The sequence below is a fragment of the Curtobacterium sp. MCLR17_031 genome, from assembly GCF_003234775.2.
Lineage (GTDB): Bacteria > Actinomycetota > Actinomycetes > Actinomycetales > Microbacteriaceae > Curtobacterium > Curtobacterium flaccumfaciens.
Window position 1 is genome coordinate 3,148,025 of sequence record NZ_CP126270.1, and the last position, 16,491, is coordinate 3,164,515.

Below are 16,491 nucleotides of genomic sequence, written 5' to 3' on the forward strand. Positions count from 1 at the left end.
CGTGACCCTCCGACTGCATGACCTGGACCTGCGGGGCTTCGCCTCGGACAACTACGCCGGCGTCCACCCCGAGATCCTCGCCGCCATCGCCGCGGCCAACGACGGCCACCAGATCGCCTACGGCGAGGACGTCTACACGGCACGTCTCAACGAGGTGATCCGCGAGCACTTCGGGTCGCAGGCCGAGGCGTTCCCGGTGTTCAACGGCACCGGCGCGAACGTCGTCGGCCTGCAGTCGATGCTGCCGCGGTGGGGAGCGGTCGTGTGCACCGCGACCGCGCACATCCACACCGACGAAGCCGGTGCGCCCGAGCGCGTCGCCGGCATCAAGCTCCTGCCGGTCGAGGCACCCGACGGCAAGCTGACGCCCGAGCTCATCGACCGCGAGGCCTGGGGCTGGGGCGACGAGCACCGTGCCCAGCCGCTCGTCGTGTCGATCACGCAGACCACCGAGCTCGGCACCGCCTACACGGTCGACGAGGTCCGGACGATCGCCGACCACGTCCACTCGCTCGGCATGAAGCTGCACATGGACGGCGCCCGCATCTCGAACGCCGCGGCGTCCCTCGGGGTGCCCCTGCGCGACTTCACCACCGACGCCGGTGTCGACGTGCTGAGCTTCGGCGGGACGAAGAACGGCATGCTCTACGGCGAGGCGATCGTCGTGCTCAACCCTTCGGCGTCCGAGGGGTTGCACTACCTGCGCAAGATGAACATGCAGCTCTCGTCGAAGATGCGGTTCGTCTCCGCGCAGCTCATCGCCCTGCTCAGCGACGACCTGTACCTGCGCTCCGCCGGGCACGCCAACGCCATGGCCGCCCGACTGCGCGGTGCACTGGAGGCCGGCATCGCCGACGGCAGCATCCGGGGCGTCGGCTTCAGCCAGCAGACCCAGGCGAACGGCGTCTTCGCGACCCTGCCCGCCGGGGTGGCCGACCGGCTGCGGAAGCACTTCCGGTTCTACGACTGGGACGCCAGCCGCAACGAGGTGCGGTGGATGTGCGCGTACGACACCTCGGAGCAGGACATCGACGACTTCGTCGCGGCCCTGACGCGGGAGCTCGACGCCGCGTGAGCTGACCGACCGCCGGTGCCGGCCCGGCGCGCCGGGCCGGCACCGGCGGTCGGCTCATCCGAACGGGATGACCCGCACGACGATCGCCACCACGAGCATCGCCATCGCGACCACGGCGGCCCGCCACAGCACCTTCCGGTGGTGGTCGCCGAGGTTCACGTTGGCCAGCGACACCAGCAGCAGGATCGCGGGGACCAGCGGGCTCTGCATGTGCACCGGCTGCCCGACGACCGAGGCCCGCGCCATCTCGGCCGGGGTGATCCCGTACGCCGAAGCGCTCTCGGACAGCACCGGCAGGATGCCGAAGTAGAACGCGTCGTTGCTCATGAAGAACGTCAGCGGCATGCTCAGCACACCGGTGATGCCCGCCAGGTACGGACCCATCGAGTCCGGGATCACCGCGACGAGCCAGTCGGCCATCGCCGCGACCATCCCGGTGCCGTCGAGCACCCCGATCAGCACCCCGGCGGCGAACACCATCGACACCACGCCGACGATGCTCGGAGCGTGCGCGACGATCTGCGCGGTCTGCTGCTTGAGCTGCGGGAAGTTCACGAGCAGGGCGATCGCCGTGCCGATCATGAACACGAAGTGCAGCGGCAGCAGGCCCAGCACGAGCGCCACCATCACGGCGACGGTCAGCGCCAGGTTGAACCAGATCCGCTTCGGCCGCAGGGTCGGACGGTTCGGGTCGAGCATCGTCTCGGCCATGGTGCCGGTCCCCGTGCCGCCCTCGTCCCCCGAACCCGCGCCGTCCACGCCATCGCCGTCCGCACGCCGACCGTCGGCCTTCCCGCCGCGCAGTCCGAGCGCGACCGTGGGGCTCGTGAACATCCCGCCGCCGGTCCCACCCACCGCCGCGAGCACCCGTGAACCGGCCCGGGCGTTCGCCCGCTCCGGCACCCGCGCACCCCGCGAGGCCTCGGTGAACTCGATCAGCCCGAGGCGCTTCCGCTCCCGCAGGCCCATCGTCCACGCGAACGTGAAGCACAGCAGCAGCCCCACCACGAGCGACGGCACGAGGGGCACGAAGATGTCCGTCGGGTCGATCTTCAGCGCGGCGGCGGCACGGGCGGTGGGACCGCCCCACGGCACGATGTTGAGCGTGCCGTTCGTCAGACCCGCCACACACGTCATCACGACCGGGCTCATGCCGAGCTTCAGGTAGATGGGCAGCATCGCCGCCGTGACCACGATGAACGTCGTCGAGCCGTCCCCGTCGAGCGACACCGCACCGGCCAGAAGAGCCGTCCCGAGCACGATCTTCGCCGGGTCGTTGCCGGTCACCCGCAGGATGAACCGGACGAGCGGGTCGAACAGGCCGACGTCGATCATCAGCCCGAAGTACATGATCGCGAACATCAGGAGCGCGGCCGTCGGCGCCAGCGTGCCGATCGCCTCGGTCACCATGTCGCCGAGTCCCAGACCCGCCCCCGCGAACAGTCCGAACACGGTCGGCACGATGATCAGCGCGAGCATGGGTGACATGCGCTTGGTCATGATCAGGACCATGAAGGTCAGGACCATCGCGTACCCGAGGATGACGAGCATCAGGACTCCTTCGTCCGTGTCTGGCAGTCCGGGCACGCTACGACCCGGCCTGGAGGCGCGGCGCGCTTCTGCACATTCGCGCACCATCGCGCGTTGACCGCTTTCTGCGCATTGTGCGCAGGCAGGTCGGCTCGCCCTCCGTACGCTGGGGTCGTGACCGACGACCGTTCACGGCGCCCCAGGCTCCGCTTCGCCACCGAGGTGCTCGTGCTGCAGCTCGCCGTGGTCGTCGCCGTCGTCGCCCTGACCAGTGCCGTGTTCGTCCGGATCGAGGTCACTCGGCTGGAGCGCGCTGCCGAGGGGACCGCACTGGCGATCGCACAGAGCGTCGCCGCGCAGTCCGACGTCCGGGCCGCGGTCGCCCGGTTGAGCGTCGACGGCACCCACCTCGACCCCGCGGTCCTCGCTGACGGGCCCGTCCAACGGGCGGCCCTCGCAGCCCAGCGCCGGACCGGGGCACTCTTCGTCGTGGTCACCGACGACCGGGGCATCCGACTGGCCCACCCCGACACCGACCGGATCGGCGAGATGGTGAGCACCTCCCCCGACGCCGCACTCGCGGGCCGCGAGACCGTGTCCTGGGCGCGCGGCACGCTCGGTGAGTCGGCGCGGGCGAAGGTGCCCGTCTCCGCGCCCGCAGCCGGCGGGGCGGAGACGAGCCGGGCCTCCCGGCAGTCCGCCGTCGTCGGCGAGGTGAGCGTCGGGTTCAACCGGGCACGCGTCTACGACACCCTGGTCGAGGACAGCATGCCGGTGATCGGTGCCGGGCTGGCGGCGGTCCTGCTCGCGGTGATCGCCTCGGTGCTGATCCGGCGGCGACTGGTGCGGCTGACACTCGGGCTGCAGCCGGAGGAGCTCGTGACGCTCGTGCAGAACCAGCAGGCCGTGCTCGGCGGCGTCGGTGAGGGCGTCATCGCGATCGGCCCGTCGGGGGTCGTCACCGTCTGCAACCCCGAAGCCGTGCGACTGCTCGGGCTGGCCGATCCGGTCGGCCGTCCGGTGGCCTCCCTCGACCTGCCCGCGCCGCTCGGGTCGATGCTGGACGTGACCACCGCGGCTCCGGCGAGCGCCACGATCGTCGCCGGGCACCGGGTGCTGCTCGTCGACGTCCGCACGGTGTTCCGCGACGGACGCGACCTGGGCCGGGTCGCCGTCCTGCGCGACCGCACCGACGTCGAGGCCCTGACCCGACGGCTCGACGCCGTCGGGGCGATGAGCACGGCGCTCCGCGCGCAGCGCCACGAGTTCGCGAACCGGCTGCACGCGATCTCGGGGCTGCTCGACATCGGCGAGACCGCCCGGGCGCGCGCGTACCTGGCGGACGTGCAGGAGCGCGGACCGCTGCGCTACCCGGTGCAGCATGCCGACCGGCTGACCGAGCCGTACCTGCAGGCGTTCCTCGGGGCGAAGGGGGTCGAGGCCGCCGAGCGGGGCGTACTGCTGCGGATCGGGGCGGAGACGCTCGTGCAGGGGACGATCACCGACCCGGGCGACGTGACGACCGTGCTCGGCAACCTGGTCGACAACGCGGTCTCGGCGGCGCTCGGCAGCGATGAGCGGTCGCGCGACGGCGGATCCCCGTGGGTGGAGGTCGAGGTGCTCGACGACGGCGCGACCCTGCACCTGTCGGTGATGGACTCCGGGCCGGGGGTGCCGGACGATGCCGCGGACTCGCTGTTCGTCCGCGGGCCGGCGCCTGCTCCTGCGTCGGAGGACGTCTCGCAGGTGCACGGGCTCGGGATCGGGCTGCCGTTGTCGCGGGAGATCGCCCGGCGGCACGGTGGCGACGTGTGGCTCGCCTCCCCCGGCGGCGCCGACCACGGCGCGGTCTTCTGCGCCCGACTGGAAGGAGTGGTGTCGTGAGTTCCGTGTTCACCGTGCTGGTGGTCGACGACGACTTCCACGTCGCCGACCTGCACCGGCGGCAGGTCGACGAGGTACCGGGGTTCCGGGCGCTCGAACCCGTCGGGACCCTCGCGGCCGCCCGCTCCGCGCTGTCGAGCGGGACCGTGGACCTGGTGCTCGTCGACGTGTACCTGCCCGACGGCAGCGGGCTCGACCTGCTGCGGTCGATCGACGCCGATGCCTTCGTGTTGAGCGCCGCCTCGGACTCGGGCACCGTGCGGCGGGCGATGCGGAGCGGGGCACTCGCCTACCTGATCAAGCCCTTCGCAGCCGGGGTGCTGGCCGAGCGGCTGCAGGCGTACGCACGGTCGCGGAACGTGCTCGACGAGCGGTCGACACTCGACCAAGAGGCCGTCGAGCGGGCGTTCCGGATCCTGCACGCCGGGGACAGCGGTGGGGCGTCACCGTCCCGGGCGGCCACCGCGGCGCTGGTGCTCGAGCAGCTGGTCGCCGGTGAGGAACGGTCCGCCGCCGAGGTGGCTGCGGCGATCGGGGTCTCACGGGCGACGGCGCAGCGGTACCTGGCGCAGCTCACGGCGGACGGGACCGTGGCGATGCAGTTGCGGTACGGGGCTGCGGGGCGGCCGGAGCACCGGTACGTGCGGCGGTGACGGGCGCTGCTACCCTTGCGTATTTCACCGGATACCGGCAGGTTTGGTCTGACGCGCTCCGATCTCAGCCCCACGCGAGCGCGATGACCGACCCAGAAGGAGATCACGTGATCGCGATCGAGATGGCAGCCGCCGTCCTGACCATCGTCTTCGTCGTCCTGCCGGCACGCGGCACCATCGGCCGGAACGGGCTCGTGGGCATCCGTACCCGGGCGACCATGCGCAGCGACGAGAGCTGGATCATCGGCCACCGAGCAGCGATCGTCCCGACGAGCATCGCCGGCGGCGCGACCGTGGCAGTGAGCCTGGTCTACATCACACTCGGACGCGCCGACGACATCCCCGCTTTCGTCGCGTGCGCCGCGATCCTCGTCGGCGGAGCCTTCTGGGGCGTGGTGGCCGCAGGACGCGCGACCAGGTGACGGCGAACGCGGGGCCCGGGCGTGGTTCAGCGCTGACGCCGTCGAGCTGCTCGAGATGGTCGGCCCGTACCTCCAGGTCGTGGCGGTGCCGCACACGCACCCTGACATCTGTCCCTTCCGGCCGCCTCAGGAGGGGCGCGCGCCGCCCTAGCCCTGTCCCTGGTCCGTGAGGCGCCATCCGGACGCCGTCTTCGTGAAGCAGAAACTCCACGTGCGGGTCCCGTTCATCGGCTCCGACTCCTCCGACGCTCGACTCGTCACCGTTGTGTCGACGCAGGACTCCGTCCTGTGGCCAGGGTTGAACGGCACCGATTCCGCCTTGTCCGCGACGGTGTACTTCCGCAGCGTCGGGTTCCGGCACCACGCCCACGTGCTGTCGAGCGTCAACGCCTTCGTCACGTCACACCGCTGCGCCTTCGCCGCAGCCAGGTACACCTTCGTCACCTCGACAGAGGTTGCGGACGACGGCGGCAACCGGGGCGAACTGCACCCGGCCACCAGTGCGAGCCCCGACGCCAGCACGGCGGTCGCGAGGAGCGAGCGCTGCACGAGCAGGAGCCGTCCGTGCGGTCTGCTCATACGCATCAAGTCCACCCCTCACGGCGCCGCGGACGGTCCGCTGGTCTCGCCCAGCAAAGCGCACCACCCCGATCAGAGCCATGAGCACCCCCACAGCCAGGTCCGCCACTGACGGACTGGAGGCGCGGGGCGGGGCCGCACCGGGCCTCCAGTCCGTCAGGTGGTCACGCGACGATCTGCACCTGCGTGGGCACGTCGGTGACGGCGAACGCGGTGGACGTGCCACGCACGTCGACGCGGTAGTCGCCACGGAAGCCGCGGACCTGCACCCGACCGCGGTCGTCGGTGCGCAGCACCGTCGGGCCGAGCCACCACTCCTCCTTGACCAGGCGGCGGAGCGCGTCGTAGGACGGCTTCGGGGTGCCGTCGGCGCGGACGAGTCCGATCGGGGCGCCGAGCCAGGCGCCGGCGTCGGTGATGCCCCAGTAGGTGATCGCCTCGACAGAGGGGTGCCCCACGAGGCTCCGGTAGTGCCGCTCGATGTCGTCTGCCTGGCGCGCCTCACCCTCGGGCGTCGACGGCCACGAAGCAACCTGGTGGTCGTTGAGGTCGACGATGTGCGCGGGCATGAGGTCACCGGAGACGAGCGAGGTCTCGGTCAGGTGGAGCGGCAGGCCGTAGCGGGCGAACCGGTCGACCATCGCGAGCATCGTGTCCTCGCCCCAGTAGCCCTGGTGCATGTGGGTCTGCAGTCCGATGGCGTCGATCTGCACGCCGGCTTCGAGCACGCCCTCGATCAGGCACTCGTACGCACTCGACAGGTCGAAGTCGTTGAGCAGCAGGGTGGCGTGCGGATTGGCGGCGCGGGCCTCCTCGAAGGCCATCCGGATCATCGGGATGCGGCCCTTGGCCCGGGCGAGCGGGGTGATCGCGTTGTCGCCGTTGTCGAACACCGGCATGATGACGACCTCGTTGATGGCGTCCCAGGTGTCGATCGTGCCGGCGAAGGCGGAGACCTCGCGGCGGATGCGCTCGCGCTGGAGCCGCTCGACCTCGTCCAGCGGGAGCCCCAGCAGCCAATGGGGCTGCACGGTGTGCCAGACCAGCGGGTGACCCTTGAGGGCGATGCCGCGGTCGCGGAACCACTGCGCCGTCGTCAGGAGTCTGGCGGTGTCGGGGGCTCCACGCTCGGGCTCGAAGCGGCCCCAGTAGAACGGGAGCGTCGCGGTGTTGAAGACGTCGGTGTAGAGGTCGGCGAGGTGCTCGGTGCCTGCCGCGTCGTACGCTTCGCCGTTGGCCAGTTCGATGAAGTCGAAGCCGATGTTGCCGAAGGCGAAGGCATGGCGGGTCTGCTCGACGGTGATGTCGGCATCGGGGATGGGATTGCCTTCGGCATCGACGACCGTCAGGGTCGTCTCGCCGAAGCGGTGCTCTGGTGCGTGCGTCATCGCGCGTCCTCCGACATCGTCGTCCGGGATTTGTTGTGCGCGTAAACATAGCAGCGGGGATCGTCGCCGTCACCCCTGGGCGGTCGGCCCTGCGGAGTCGTCCGCGGGGTCAGGCGGACTGGACACCGTGAACGGAGAGAACCCGGTCGAGCAGGTGGATGAGGTCCTTCCGCTCCTTCGTGGACAACGCGGCGAGCAGTTCGTCCTGCACGGCATCCGCGAGCACCTGGATCTCGGCGAGCCTGACCCGACCAGCGGCCGTGATCGTGACGACGTTCCGCCGGCGGTCTGTCGGGTCGGGCTCCCGAGTCACGGCTTCGTCTCCTTCGAGCCGGACGACGATGCCGTTGACGTTGTTGCGGTCCAGACCCAGCGCCCGACCGATCTCAGCCTGACTCAGCGCGCCGTTCTCGTCGAGCACCGCCAGCACCGCGAAGTCGGACCGCGCTTCGAGGGGCATCCGGGCACTGGTCAGGCGCGCACCGATCGTGGCGAGTCGCCCGGCCTGCCAGCTCACGAGCGTCCGGAGCGTCTGGGGTGGAGTGGGGTCGTCGGACATGCCCGAAGACTATCAGTTGGTACGACCAACCATTTGTGGGTATCGTTGGTCGAACCAACATTGGTCTCACCGAGGAGTCAAACATGTCCACGGATCCCGTCAACCCTGACCTCTCAGGTCGTCGCGTCCTCGTGCCGGGCGGCACGGGCGGTGTCGGGGAGGGCATCGTCAGTGCCTACCTCGACGCCGGTGCCGACGTCGTCGTCCCCACCCGTTCCGATGCGCGCGGCACAGAACTCCGCGCCGCGCTCGGCGCGATCGGCACCTCCCACCTGCTGCACCTGCCGACGCACGACTACACGTCCTTCGCCGGGGCGGAAGCACTCGGTGCCGAGATGACCGAACGGCTCGGCGGCATCGACGACGTGGTCGTCCCCGTGGGCGGATGGTGGCAGGGCGGGCCCCTGACCACCATCGACGAGGACGACTGGGCGGGAGCGTTCACCGGACTCGCCACGGCGCACATGGCACTGGCGCGGGCGATCGTCCCGCGGCTCAGTGGCGTCGGCGCGTACACGGTGATCGTCGGGCAGTCCGCCGAGTTCCCGGTGCCGGGCAGCGGGCTGGTGAGCATGGAGCAGGCCGCGGTGCTCATGATGCAGCGGGTCCTCGCGGCGGAGTCGCCGGACGAGCGTGTCCACGCGCTCGTGCTCGGGCCGGTGCGGACCCGGTTCGTCGACGGCGAGCCGGAGTGGGTCTCGGCGTCCGAGGTCGGTGCCGCCGCCGTCGCGCTGTCCCTGGCGACGGGCATCGGCAGCCGCTCCGTCTCACTCGCGTCGTCGACGGAAGCCCGAACGGCGACGGAGGCGTTCCGGGCCGCGGCCTGACCACTGTCAGAGTGCCGCTGTTGCACAGAAGGAGCAGGCGGACCGTCCGACCCGACGGCCCGTCTGCTCCGGTCTCCCTAGGCGACGACGACGACCCGGACGTCCCACGGCCCGAGCTCGAGCACGGCATCCGCGGCGAGTGCCGTGCCCTCGAACATGTCCTCCGCGGCGACCGGCACCGCGTACGTGCTCGGTTCCCACGACCAGTTGTGGATCACGTGCACCGTCTCGCCGCGGCCGTTGACCGAACTCGCGACCGACTGCGTGTCGGCCTGCGGCTGCCAGCTCGGCGACCCGCTGCCCTGCGCGACCGCCCACTCCGTGATCGCTGCGGCGAGTGCCGGATCCGGGACGGTCCCGACGTAGGTGACCCGACCAGCTCCGTGCGACCGGGAGGTCACCGCCGCGAACCGACCGTGGTGCGGGTGGTCGTAATTGACGAGCACGTCGGCGTCGTCGACGAGCAGGCCGTCCGCCCACCGGGTGGCCGTCGCCCCGGCCGGCACGGTGAACCCGTGCTCAGCGGCAGCGGCTCCGGCGGACACCGGGATGCGTCGGCCGAGGTTGCTGAACTCGTCGTAGTGCACGCCCGCGGGCACGTCGAGGAACGCGGGCTTCCGTTCGAGCCGCGCACGGGCCTCTTCGTCCTCGTACCCGGTGCGGATGCCGACGACCAGGTGGCCACCTGCCTCGGCGTAGGCGGCGAGCCACTGCAGCTGGGCGTCGGTCGCGATGGTGAACGCGGCAGCGACGAGCACCGGACGCTCCGCGGCGACGGACGCCGGCTCACGGTCGAAGACCTGCGACGGGTGCACGGTGTTCGCCTGCAGACCCGCATCGAAGACGCCTCGGGCGTAGGCGTCGTAGATCGTCTGCCACGAACGCCGGTCGGGCTCCATGCCGTCGCCGAGCGCCGGGTGCTCGTTCAGCGCCCACTTCGACTCGTTCGAGAACAGCAGGGCGACGTCGGCGTGCGGGCGGAGGCCGGCGACCCGGTCCCCGGCGTGCGCGAACTCCGCTCCGATCCGGGCGATCTCCTCGTACGTGCGACCGGGCTGCTGCGAGTGCGGCAGGACGCCACCCCAGTACGTCTCGACGCCGTAGTGCAGCGTGTGCCAGTGCCAGTACTCGATCATCGACGCGCCTCGGGACACGAGCGCCCAGGCGGCCTGGCGCCACTGCCCTTCGTAGGCCGGTTCGTTCATCCACGAGAACCCGATGGCCTGCGCGTTGGTCTCGGTGACCAGGAACGGTGCCTGCTTCGACCCGTACATGCGGTCGCCCGAGGCGAAGATCGACCAGGCACCGGACGAGGTCCAGAACTGTGCGGGTTCCTCGGCACTCGGCAGCTCGAGGGCGTCCTGCATCCGGTAGTACGGGTTGCCGGCGGTGACGTCGAGCGTCCGGGTGAGCACCTCGTCCTCGACGGTCGGCCGCTCGTAGGCGATGCACGTGGTCACGAACTGGTCCGGACGCGAGTACTCCCGCACGACCGATGCCTGCCAGGCGATGAAGTCCGTCGTGATCGAGGCCTGGAACCGGCGCCAGGCAAGGTCGTACTGCGGCTGCGCGTTGCCGTCCGGCGTCCACAGGTCCGCCCAGGTGGACAGCCGGTGGGACCAGTAGGTCAGGCCCCACTCCTCGTTCAGCCGCTCGACGCTGCCGTAGGTGTGGCGCAGGTGGTCGACGAAGCGTTGGAACACCTCGGGGTTCGCGATGAGCTCGTTGCCCGGTTCGTTGTCGACCTGGTAGCCGATCACGGCTGGGTGCTCGGCGTAGCGGGCGACGATCTTCCGGATGACCCGCTCGGCATGGAACAGGAACGCCGGGTGGGCGTAGTCGATCTCCTGCCGGGCACCCCAGCCCATCGCCTCGCCGTCGGTGCGGCGGCGGACGTTGATCTCCGGCACGATGCGGGCGAGCCACATCGGCACGGCGTACGTGGGTGTACCGAGGATCACCCGGATGCCGTGTTCGTGGGCGGCGTCGAGCACCGGTGCGAGCCACTCCAGGTCGAAGCGGCCGTTCTCCGGCTCCCAGGTGCTCCAGACGGACTCACCGACGCGGATGACCGAGAAGCCGGCCTCCTGCATCAGGCGCATGTCCTCGTCGAGCCGAGGGGTCGGCTGGTACTCGTGGTAGTAGGCGGCGCCGAAGAGGACGCGGTCGTGCTGCATGGTGCTGGGTGCTCCGTTCGAGAAGGATCGGTGGTGGGTGCGGGTGTCGGTCATCCCTTGACCGCCCCCGCGGTCAGCCCGTCGAGCAGCTGCTTGCGGAGGAGCAGGAACACGAGGATCGTCGGCACGCTCGCCAGCACGGCCCCGGCGAGCACCAGGTCGTACGACCGGTTCTCCGACGCGAAGATCGCGTTGAGGCCGAGGGGCAACGTGTACTGGCTCGAGTCGGACAGCAGGACCAACGGCCACTGGAAGGAGTTGTAGCTCTGCAGGAAGCTCCACACCGCCAGGGCGCCGAGCGACGGTCGGAGCAGCGGGAGTACGACCCGGCGGAACGTGCCGAACTCGGAGTTGCCGTCGATGCGGGCCGCCTCGATGAGTTCGTCGGGGATCGCCTGCACGATGAACTGCTGCATCATGAAGATGCCGAACGCCGGCGCCACCCACGGCACGACGAGCGAGAACCAGGGGTTCGTCAGCCCGGACTTCACCACCAGGATGAAGAGCGGCACGAGGATCACCGCGAACGGCACCGAGAGCGACGAGAACATCACGGCGAACAGGATCCGCTTGCCCCGGAACCGGAACTTCGCGAAGCCGTACCCGGCCATCGCGCAGACGAACACGGACACGACGGTCGCGATCAGGGCGGTGCCCACACTGATGCCGAACCAGGCCCAGAACGGCTGGGTGGCGAGCAGGTTCGTGTAGTTCTCCCCCGTCGCCGGGCTCGGGATGAGCGTGGGCGGTGTCGCGAAGATGTCGCCACGCTGCTTGAACGAGCCGGACAGCGCCCAGAGCAGCGGGAACACGAAGACCAGCAGCAGCGCCACGAGTGTGGCGTAGAGCAGGCCGCGGCGAGCGATCCAGCCCCTGGTGCGGGGCGGGCCGGACCGGGGTGCCCGGCTTCCGGCGGTCGTGACGGCCCGGGTGTCCGGGCGGTCGGTGGTGGCGGTCATGCGTCCCTCCCGATGGCGAGTGCGCGGTTGAGGATCTGGCTGACGCCGAACACGACGACGAACAGCACGACACCGGCGGCTGCCGCGTACCCGAACTGCTGCCGTTCGAAGGCGGCGCGGTAGATGAACATGGCGACGGAGAGCGTGGCTTCGCCGGGGCCGCCCTTGGTGAGCAGGTAGGGCTCGTCGAACAGCTGCGCGGCACTGATGAAGCTCGTCACCACGACGAACGCCGTGACCGGTCGGATCGCCGGGAGCGTCACGTTGGTGAACTTCCGGAAGGTGCCTGCCCCATCGAGCGACGCGGCTTCGTACTGCTCGGGCGACACGTTCTGCAGTGCTGCCAGGAAGAAGATCGTCAGGTACCCGACCGTGCGCCACAGGAGCACGAAGCCGATGGCGACCTTCGCGAGCGTCGGGTCGCCGAGCCAGTCGGTGTTCGGCAGTCCGAACAGCGCCTTGAGCATGGCGTTGAGCAGCCCGTAGTTCGTGTCGAACACCAGGCTGTAGATGAGCGCGATGACGATCGGCGACAGCACCATCGGGATGAAGAACGTCACCCGGAACAGGTCTCGGGCGCGGAGTCCCTTGGCGTTGAGCGCCTGCGCGACCAGGAGCGAGCACGGCACGATGACGAACACGGCGATGAGTGTGTAGATCAACGAGTTGACCAGGGCGGTGCCGAAGCTGGTGTCCCGGAACAGGTTCGCGTAGTTGGACAGGCCGATCCAGTTCGGCGTGCCGAGGCCGACCCACTCGGTGAGTGACAGGTACACGGCGGCGAGCACCGGCACGATCATGAACAGGCCGTACAGCACGTAGAACGGCGCGATGAAGAGGTACGGCGCGCTGCCACCGTTCGTGTTCAGGCGGCGGCGACGGCGATCGGGTGGATCGGTGGTGGTCGTGGTGGCGGACACCGGGATGCCGGTGGCGGTTGATGTGGACAACGTCGTCCTCCTCAGGCGCGGGTCTGGCCGCGGAAGTCGGCCGCAGCGGCGTCGAGCGCCTGCTTCGGGGAGATCTGGCCCTTGTAGGCCTTGATGAGGTAACCGCTCAGGACGGTCTGCAGGATCGAGGCATCGGCGCTCTGGTGCTGCGAGGGCACGTCGTCGACGACCGACTTGTAGACGCCGAACAACTGCTGCCCGCCGAAGTACGGATCGCTCAGCGCCGCGAGCCGCGGGTCGTCGTAGACCGATCGGAGCGTCGGCAGGTAACCGAGGTCCTGGTAGCGCTTCACCTGCTGGTCCGGATCGAGGTACGCGGCGAGCACCAGATCGATCCCGGCCTTCGTGAGCGGCTTGTCGCGGAGCACCGAGAACCCGGTACCGCCGCCGACGCTCGTCGTGCTGCCACCACCCGCGAACCGGGGCAGGTTCCGCACCTTCCACTTGCCCTTCTGCTCGGGCACGTTCGGCTTGATGCCGTAGCTGGCGTACCAGGAGGGCATGTCGACGGCCAGGATCGTGCCCCCCTTCAGCCCGGACTGCAGGCTCGGTCCGTACATGTCGGCGACCGTCGCGATGGCACCGGACTGCACACCGTCGACCAGGAACTGCAGGGTGCGTTCGGCCTCCGGCGTCTGGATGTCGATGCCGCCGTCCTCGTCGTACAGGTCGCCGCCCCGCTGGAGCAGCAGGATCTGGTAGCTCTGCAGCGTGCCGCCCGGATCGGTGACCGCCACGGCGTGCAGCGCGACGCCCTTGCTCTTGTTGAGCTTCGCGCCGACGTCCATGTACTCCTCCCACGTCGTCAGGTCGTCGGGGATGCCGAGGGCCTCGAACTGGTCGGCTCGGTGGTAGTAGACGCACAACGGGGTGTCCGAATCGAGCGCGTAGAGGTGCCCGTCCTTCGAGAACGGCGTGAGTCGTGCAGCGATCAGGTCGTCCTTGCGCGACGCCACCGACGGCGAGAGGTCGCTCAGCAGCTCGGCAGCGATGTCCCCGCGGAGCATCCGGCAGAACGCCCCGATCTCGAGCCCGGCGACGTCCGGCGTCCCCGTGCCGGCGACGGCCTGCGCGATGAGCTTGGTCGGGATGTCCGCCGCCGCGATCGTGGTGATGTCGAGCGCGAAGTCGAAGTCCGACTTCCGGTCGGCGACCGGCAACGCCTCGGTGAAGAACTTCTCGTAGCCGGGGTCGTGGGTCCAGAAGGACAGGTCGGCGCGTCCGGAACGGACGGCGGCCGTCGACTGCGGGGAGCAGCCGGCGAGCAGCGCGCCGAGGGCGATGCTGCCGCCAGCGGCGGCGCCCCACCGGAGCAGGTCGCGTCGGCTCGGCCCACGGCCTGGAGGCACGGGTGGCGCAGGTGGGGAAAGTCGCCTGGGTACTGGGGTCACGGAGGTCTCCTGACGTCGTCGTCGAGGTGCGTGCGGAAGTGGCGGTGAGCGCGCGTGAGCGCTCACTCACGGGACGGACGCGGGCCGCGCCTCCCGTCCGGGGGTTCAGTCGGCGGGGCGGAGGTGACGCCGCTCAGCGGACGGCGGCGCGCTGGTGGCGCGCGTGATCAGCTGGCCGGGCAGCATCCGGTGGCGCTCGGCGGGCGGGTGGCCGTCGAGGGTGCGGAAGAGGCGGTGCATCGCGAGGCGGGTGGCCTCGTCGAAGTCCTGACGGATGGTCGTGAGCGGCGTCGGCAGGTACGCCGAGATCGGCATGTCGTCGAAGCCGACGACGCTGACGTCACCCGGCACGGACAACCCGTGCTGCTGGATGGCGGACATCGCGCCGATCGCCATCTGGTCGTTCGCGACGAAGACCGCCGTCAGGTCCGGACGGCCGAGCAACGAGCGCATGGCCTCGTAGCCGCTCTGCGGCGACCAGTCCCCCTCGACCGGCGCGTGCTCGGCGACGCCGGCGTCCTGCAGCGCCGCCCGCCACCCCGCCAGCCGGCGCGAACTCGAGGTCCAGTCCGCCGGACCCGCGATGTGCCACACGGTCTCGTGCCCGAGGGCCAGCAGGTGATCGGTGGCCGCGAACGCAGCGCCGCTCTCGTCCAGACCGACCGCCAGGGTGTTCTCTCGGTCGGAGACGTCCGGCGGCCCGAGCGTCAGCACCGTCACGCCCTGGGGCAGGCGGAGCTGGTCCATCTGGTTCTCGACCGGCTCGGAGAAGACGATCGCCTCGACGTCCTGGCCGACGAGCGAGTCGACCGCCGGCTGGAGCTCGGATGCGGTCGCGGCGACGGTCCGGACGATGGCCAGGCTGTACCCGTTCGTGCGGCACGCCTGCTCGACGCCGGTGAGCATGGCGGTCGGGCCGTACAGGTTCGTGCCGATGGTGATGAGACCGATCCGGCGGGAGCGCTGCGACTTGAGGGAGCGGGCGGCTGCGTTCGGGCGGAAGCCCAGTTCGTCGATCGCCTTGAGGACCCGGGCGCGGACCGCCTCGGTGACGTGCGGTTCGCCGTTCACCACGCGGGAGACGGTCTTCTGGGAGACGCCGGCCAGGGTCGCGACGTCGGTCATGGAGGCCGGACGGAGGCGATGAACCGATGCGTTGCCGCTCATCGTCAGCTCCTTCGCTGCTCCGTGGGACCGGCCAGGACCGGATGTGGGAGCAAGACAACCACGGGATTGTCTACGTAGTCAAGAGCGATTCCGCGGTGGTCATCGCAGCTGCAAGGTTGTGGCTTGTATTGATGTGCAGCATTCTGGATCGGTTGCCGTGCCGAGGCGCGAACCGAGAGGAAGAACATGGAGAAGATCCGGGTCGCATGCCACGCGGGCGGAGACAGGCGGTGAGGGCGTCAGGCACCCGGCCCTCCGTGCGCAGAGCTGCCGCCGCCACCCTGATGGTCGCCACCACCGGTGCCTCGCTGCTGGCGGTCGACAACCTGCTCGGCTTCATCGGAACGCATCTGATCGCAGCAGGGCCAGTGTTGATGGTCGCTGCTATATCCGTGTCAGCAGGAGTCGTCGCCGCTGCCGGTGCTGCGCTCGCTCGCGACGCCGTGCACCTCGTCTTCGCGGCCGCCACCGTCGTCTTCGTGGCCGCCCTGTCGCCGGCGACCAGCAGCCAGCTGTGGCTCTCCATCGCGGTCGTCCTGCAGGCGCTCGTCCCGTTGGCCTTCGCAGCCGCCGGGCTGCTGGCCCTTCGCGGTTCGCGGAACTCCACCGCGGTGCGGGTCCTCGCGGTGCTGCTCGTGGGGTTCGCCGCCGCTTGGATCGTCACCGCGTTCATCCCGGTGGCGCTCGTGGCGTTCCTCCTCGCACAGGCCGGCACGCTGGTCGTCGGGGCTGCCCTCAGCCTGCAGCCGCTTCTTCGCCGCGCCCGGAGTCTTGTGCGTGCGCTGTGGGCGAGTGCGGAGGTCCGCTGAGGAGCCCCGCTGCACGTCGCTGGGCGATGTGCGTTCGACGCGGTGCGGATACGATCGTGCGCGCATCCTGATCCAACGAGGGCAACGGGGTGTTCGAGGGGGGAGGACATCGTGGTGCGTC

15 protein-coding genes are annotated in these 16,491 nt (G+C 70.2%); 7 read left to right on the forward strand and 8 right to left on the reverse strand.

Annotated elements, in window-relative coordinates; all coding sequences use genetic code 11:
• The first annotated feature begins 1 nt into the window (after position 1).
• On the forward strand, positions 2–1,075 hold the full coding sequence (locus tag DEI96_RS14900; protein ID WP_071245082.1) for a threonine aldolase family protein: 1,074 nt from the start codon (positions 2–4) through the stop codon (positions 1,073–1,075).
• Positions 1,076–1,129: 54 nt separating this feature from the next.
• Here DEI96_RS14900 and DEI96_RS14905 read toward each other — a convergent pair whose 3' ends face one another.
• Positions 1,130–2,626 carry a CitMHS family transporter gene (locus tag DEI96_RS14905; protein ID WP_111024731.1) on the reverse strand — a complete coding sequence of 499 codons (1,497 nt, stop codon included), beginning with the start codon at positions 2,624–2,626 and terminating at the stop codon, positions 1,130–1,132.
• A 153-nt stretch (positions 2,627–2,779) separates the two neighbouring features.
• On the opposite strand from DEI96_RS14905, the gene DEI96_RS14910 reads away from it, so the two are divergent.
• The 4 genes from DEI96_RS14910 (at position 2,780) to DEI96_RS14925 (ending at position 6,255) form a co-directional block, all read left to right on the forward strand.
• Positions 2,780–4,489 carry a sensor histidine kinase gene (locus DEI96_RS14910; protein ID WP_111024732.1) on the forward strand — a complete coding sequence of 570 codons (1,710 nt, stop codon included), beginning with the start codon at positions 2,780–2,782 and terminating at the stop codon, positions 4,487–4,489.
• Entirely contained in the window at positions 4,486–5,142 is a 657-nt protein-coding gene (locus tag DEI96_RS14915; protein WP_111024733.1) for a response regulator, read from the forward strand. Before DEI96_RS14910 ends, DEI96_RS14915 begins: the two co-directional genes overlap by 4 nt.
• A 107-nt stretch (positions 5,143–5,249) precedes the next feature.
• Entirely contained in the window at positions 5,250–5,564 is a 315-nt protein-coding gene (locus DEI96_RS14920) for an SdpI family protein (RefSeq protein ID WP_181440590.1), read from the forward strand.
• 298 nt (positions 5,565–5,862) lie between these two features.
• Positions 5,863–6,255: a hypothetical protein gene (locus tag DEI96_RS14925; protein WP_146246959.1), complete on the forward strand. Its 393-nt coding sequence runs from the start codon at positions 5,863–5,865 to the stop codon at positions 6,253–6,255.
• Positions 6,256–6,307: 52 nt separating this feature from the next.
• Here DEI96_RS14925 and DEI96_RS14930 read toward each other — a convergent pair whose 3' ends face one another.
• Together DEI96_RS14930 and DEI96_RS14935 are read right to left on the reverse strand one after the other, a co-directional pair.
• Entirely contained in the window at positions 6,308–7,531 is a 1,224-nt protein-coding gene (locus DEI96_RS14930; protein ID WP_111024735.1) for an endo-1,4-beta-xylanase, read from the reverse strand.
• Positions 7,532–7,640: 109 nt separating this feature from the next.
• Entirely contained in the window at positions 7,641–8,090 is a 450-nt protein-coding gene (locus DEI96_RS14935) for a MarR family winged helix-turn-helix transcriptional regulator (RefSeq protein ID WP_111024736.1), read from the reverse strand.
• A gap of 83 nt (positions 8,091–8,173) precedes the next feature.
• On the opposite strand from DEI96_RS14935, the gene DEI96_RS14940 reads away from it, so the two are divergent.
• Positions 8,174–8,917: an SDR family oxidoreductase gene (locus tag DEI96_RS14940; RefSeq protein WP_111024737.1), complete on the forward strand. Its 744-nt coding sequence runs from the start codon at positions 8,174–8,176 to the stop codon at positions 8,915–8,917.
• 77 nt (positions 8,918–8,994) lie between these two features.
• Here DEI96_RS14940 and DEI96_RS14945 read toward each other — a convergent pair whose 3' ends face one another.
• The 5 genes from DEI96_RS14945 to DEI96_RS14965 all read right to left on the reverse strand — a co-directional run bounded on the left by DEI96_RS14945 (position 8,995) and on the right by DEI96_RS14965 (position 15,519).
• A complete protein-coding gene (locus DEI96_RS14945; RefSeq protein WP_258372982.1) occupies positions 8,995–11,148 on the reverse strand; it encodes a beta-galactosidase in 2,154 nt (717 codons plus the stop codon).
• Positions 11,145–12,053 (reverse strand): carbohydrate ABC transporter permease, encoded by a 909-nt coding sequence (locus DEI96_RS14950; RefSeq protein ID WP_110864171.1) that lies wholly within the window; start codon positions 12,051–12,053, stop codon positions 11,145–11,147. The genes DEI96_RS14945 and DEI96_RS14950 overlap by 4 nt, the downstream gene beginning before the upstream one ends.
• Positions 12,050–13,003 carry a carbohydrate ABC transporter permease gene (locus DEI96_RS14955; protein WP_220039146.1) on the reverse strand — a complete coding sequence of 318 codons (954 nt, stop codon included), beginning with the start codon at positions 13,001–13,003 and terminating at the stop codon, positions 12,050–12,052. The genes DEI96_RS14950 and DEI96_RS14955 overlap by 4 nt, the downstream gene beginning before the upstream one ends.
• 11 nt (positions 13,004–13,014) lie before the next feature.
• On the reverse strand, positions 13,015–14,352 hold the full coding sequence (locus DEI96_RS14960; protein ID WP_111024738.1) for an ABC transporter substrate-binding protein: 1,338 nt from the start codon (positions 14,350–14,352) through the stop codon (positions 13,015–13,017).
• Between the two features lie 147 nt (positions 14,353–14,499).
• A complete protein-coding gene (locus DEI96_RS14965; protein ID WP_111024739.1) occupies positions 14,500–15,519 on the reverse strand; it encodes a LacI family DNA-binding transcriptional regulator in 1,020 nt (339 codons plus the stop codon).
• 299 nt (positions 15,520–15,818) lie between these two features.
• On the opposite strand from DEI96_RS14965, the gene DEI96_RS14970 reads away from it, so the two are divergent.
• The gene (locus DEI96_RS14970) at positions 15,819–16,370 is read left to right on the forward strand and encodes a hypothetical protein (protein WP_146246960.1); all 552 of its coding nucleotides are present in this window, start codon (positions 15,819–15,821) and stop codon (positions 16,368–16,370) included.
• Positions 16,371–16,491 lie beyond the last annotated feature (121 nt).

Coding starts and splice junctions, on each gene's coding strand:
- DEI96_RS14965 (WP_111024739.1), bottom strand. CDS start 15,519: ATGACCGACGTCGCGACCCTGGCCGGCGTCTCCCAGAAGACCGTCTCC.
- DEI96_RS14935 (WP_111024736.1), bottom strand. CDS start 8,090: ATGTCCGACGACCCCACTCCACCCCAGACGCTCCGGACGCTCGTGAGC.
- DEI96_RS14940 (WP_111024737.1), top strand. CDS start 8,174: ATGTCCACGGATCCCGTCAACCCTGACCTCTCAGGTCGTCGCGTCCTC.
- DEI96_RS14945 (WP_258372982.1), bottom strand. CDS start 11,148: ATGACCGACACCCGCACCCACCACCGATCCTTCTCGAACGGAGCACCC.
- DEI96_RS14930 (WP_111024735.1), bottom strand. CDS start 7,531: ATGACGCACGCACCAGAGCACCGCTTCGGCGAGACGACCCTGACGGTC.
- DEI96_RS14905 (WP_111024731.1), bottom strand. CDS start 2,626: ATGCTCGTCATCCTCGGGTACGCGATGGTCCTGACCTTCATGGTCCTG.
- DEI96_RS14950 (WP_110864171.1), bottom strand. CDS start 12,053: ATGACCGCCACCACCGACCGCCCGGACACCCGGGCCGTCACGACCGCC.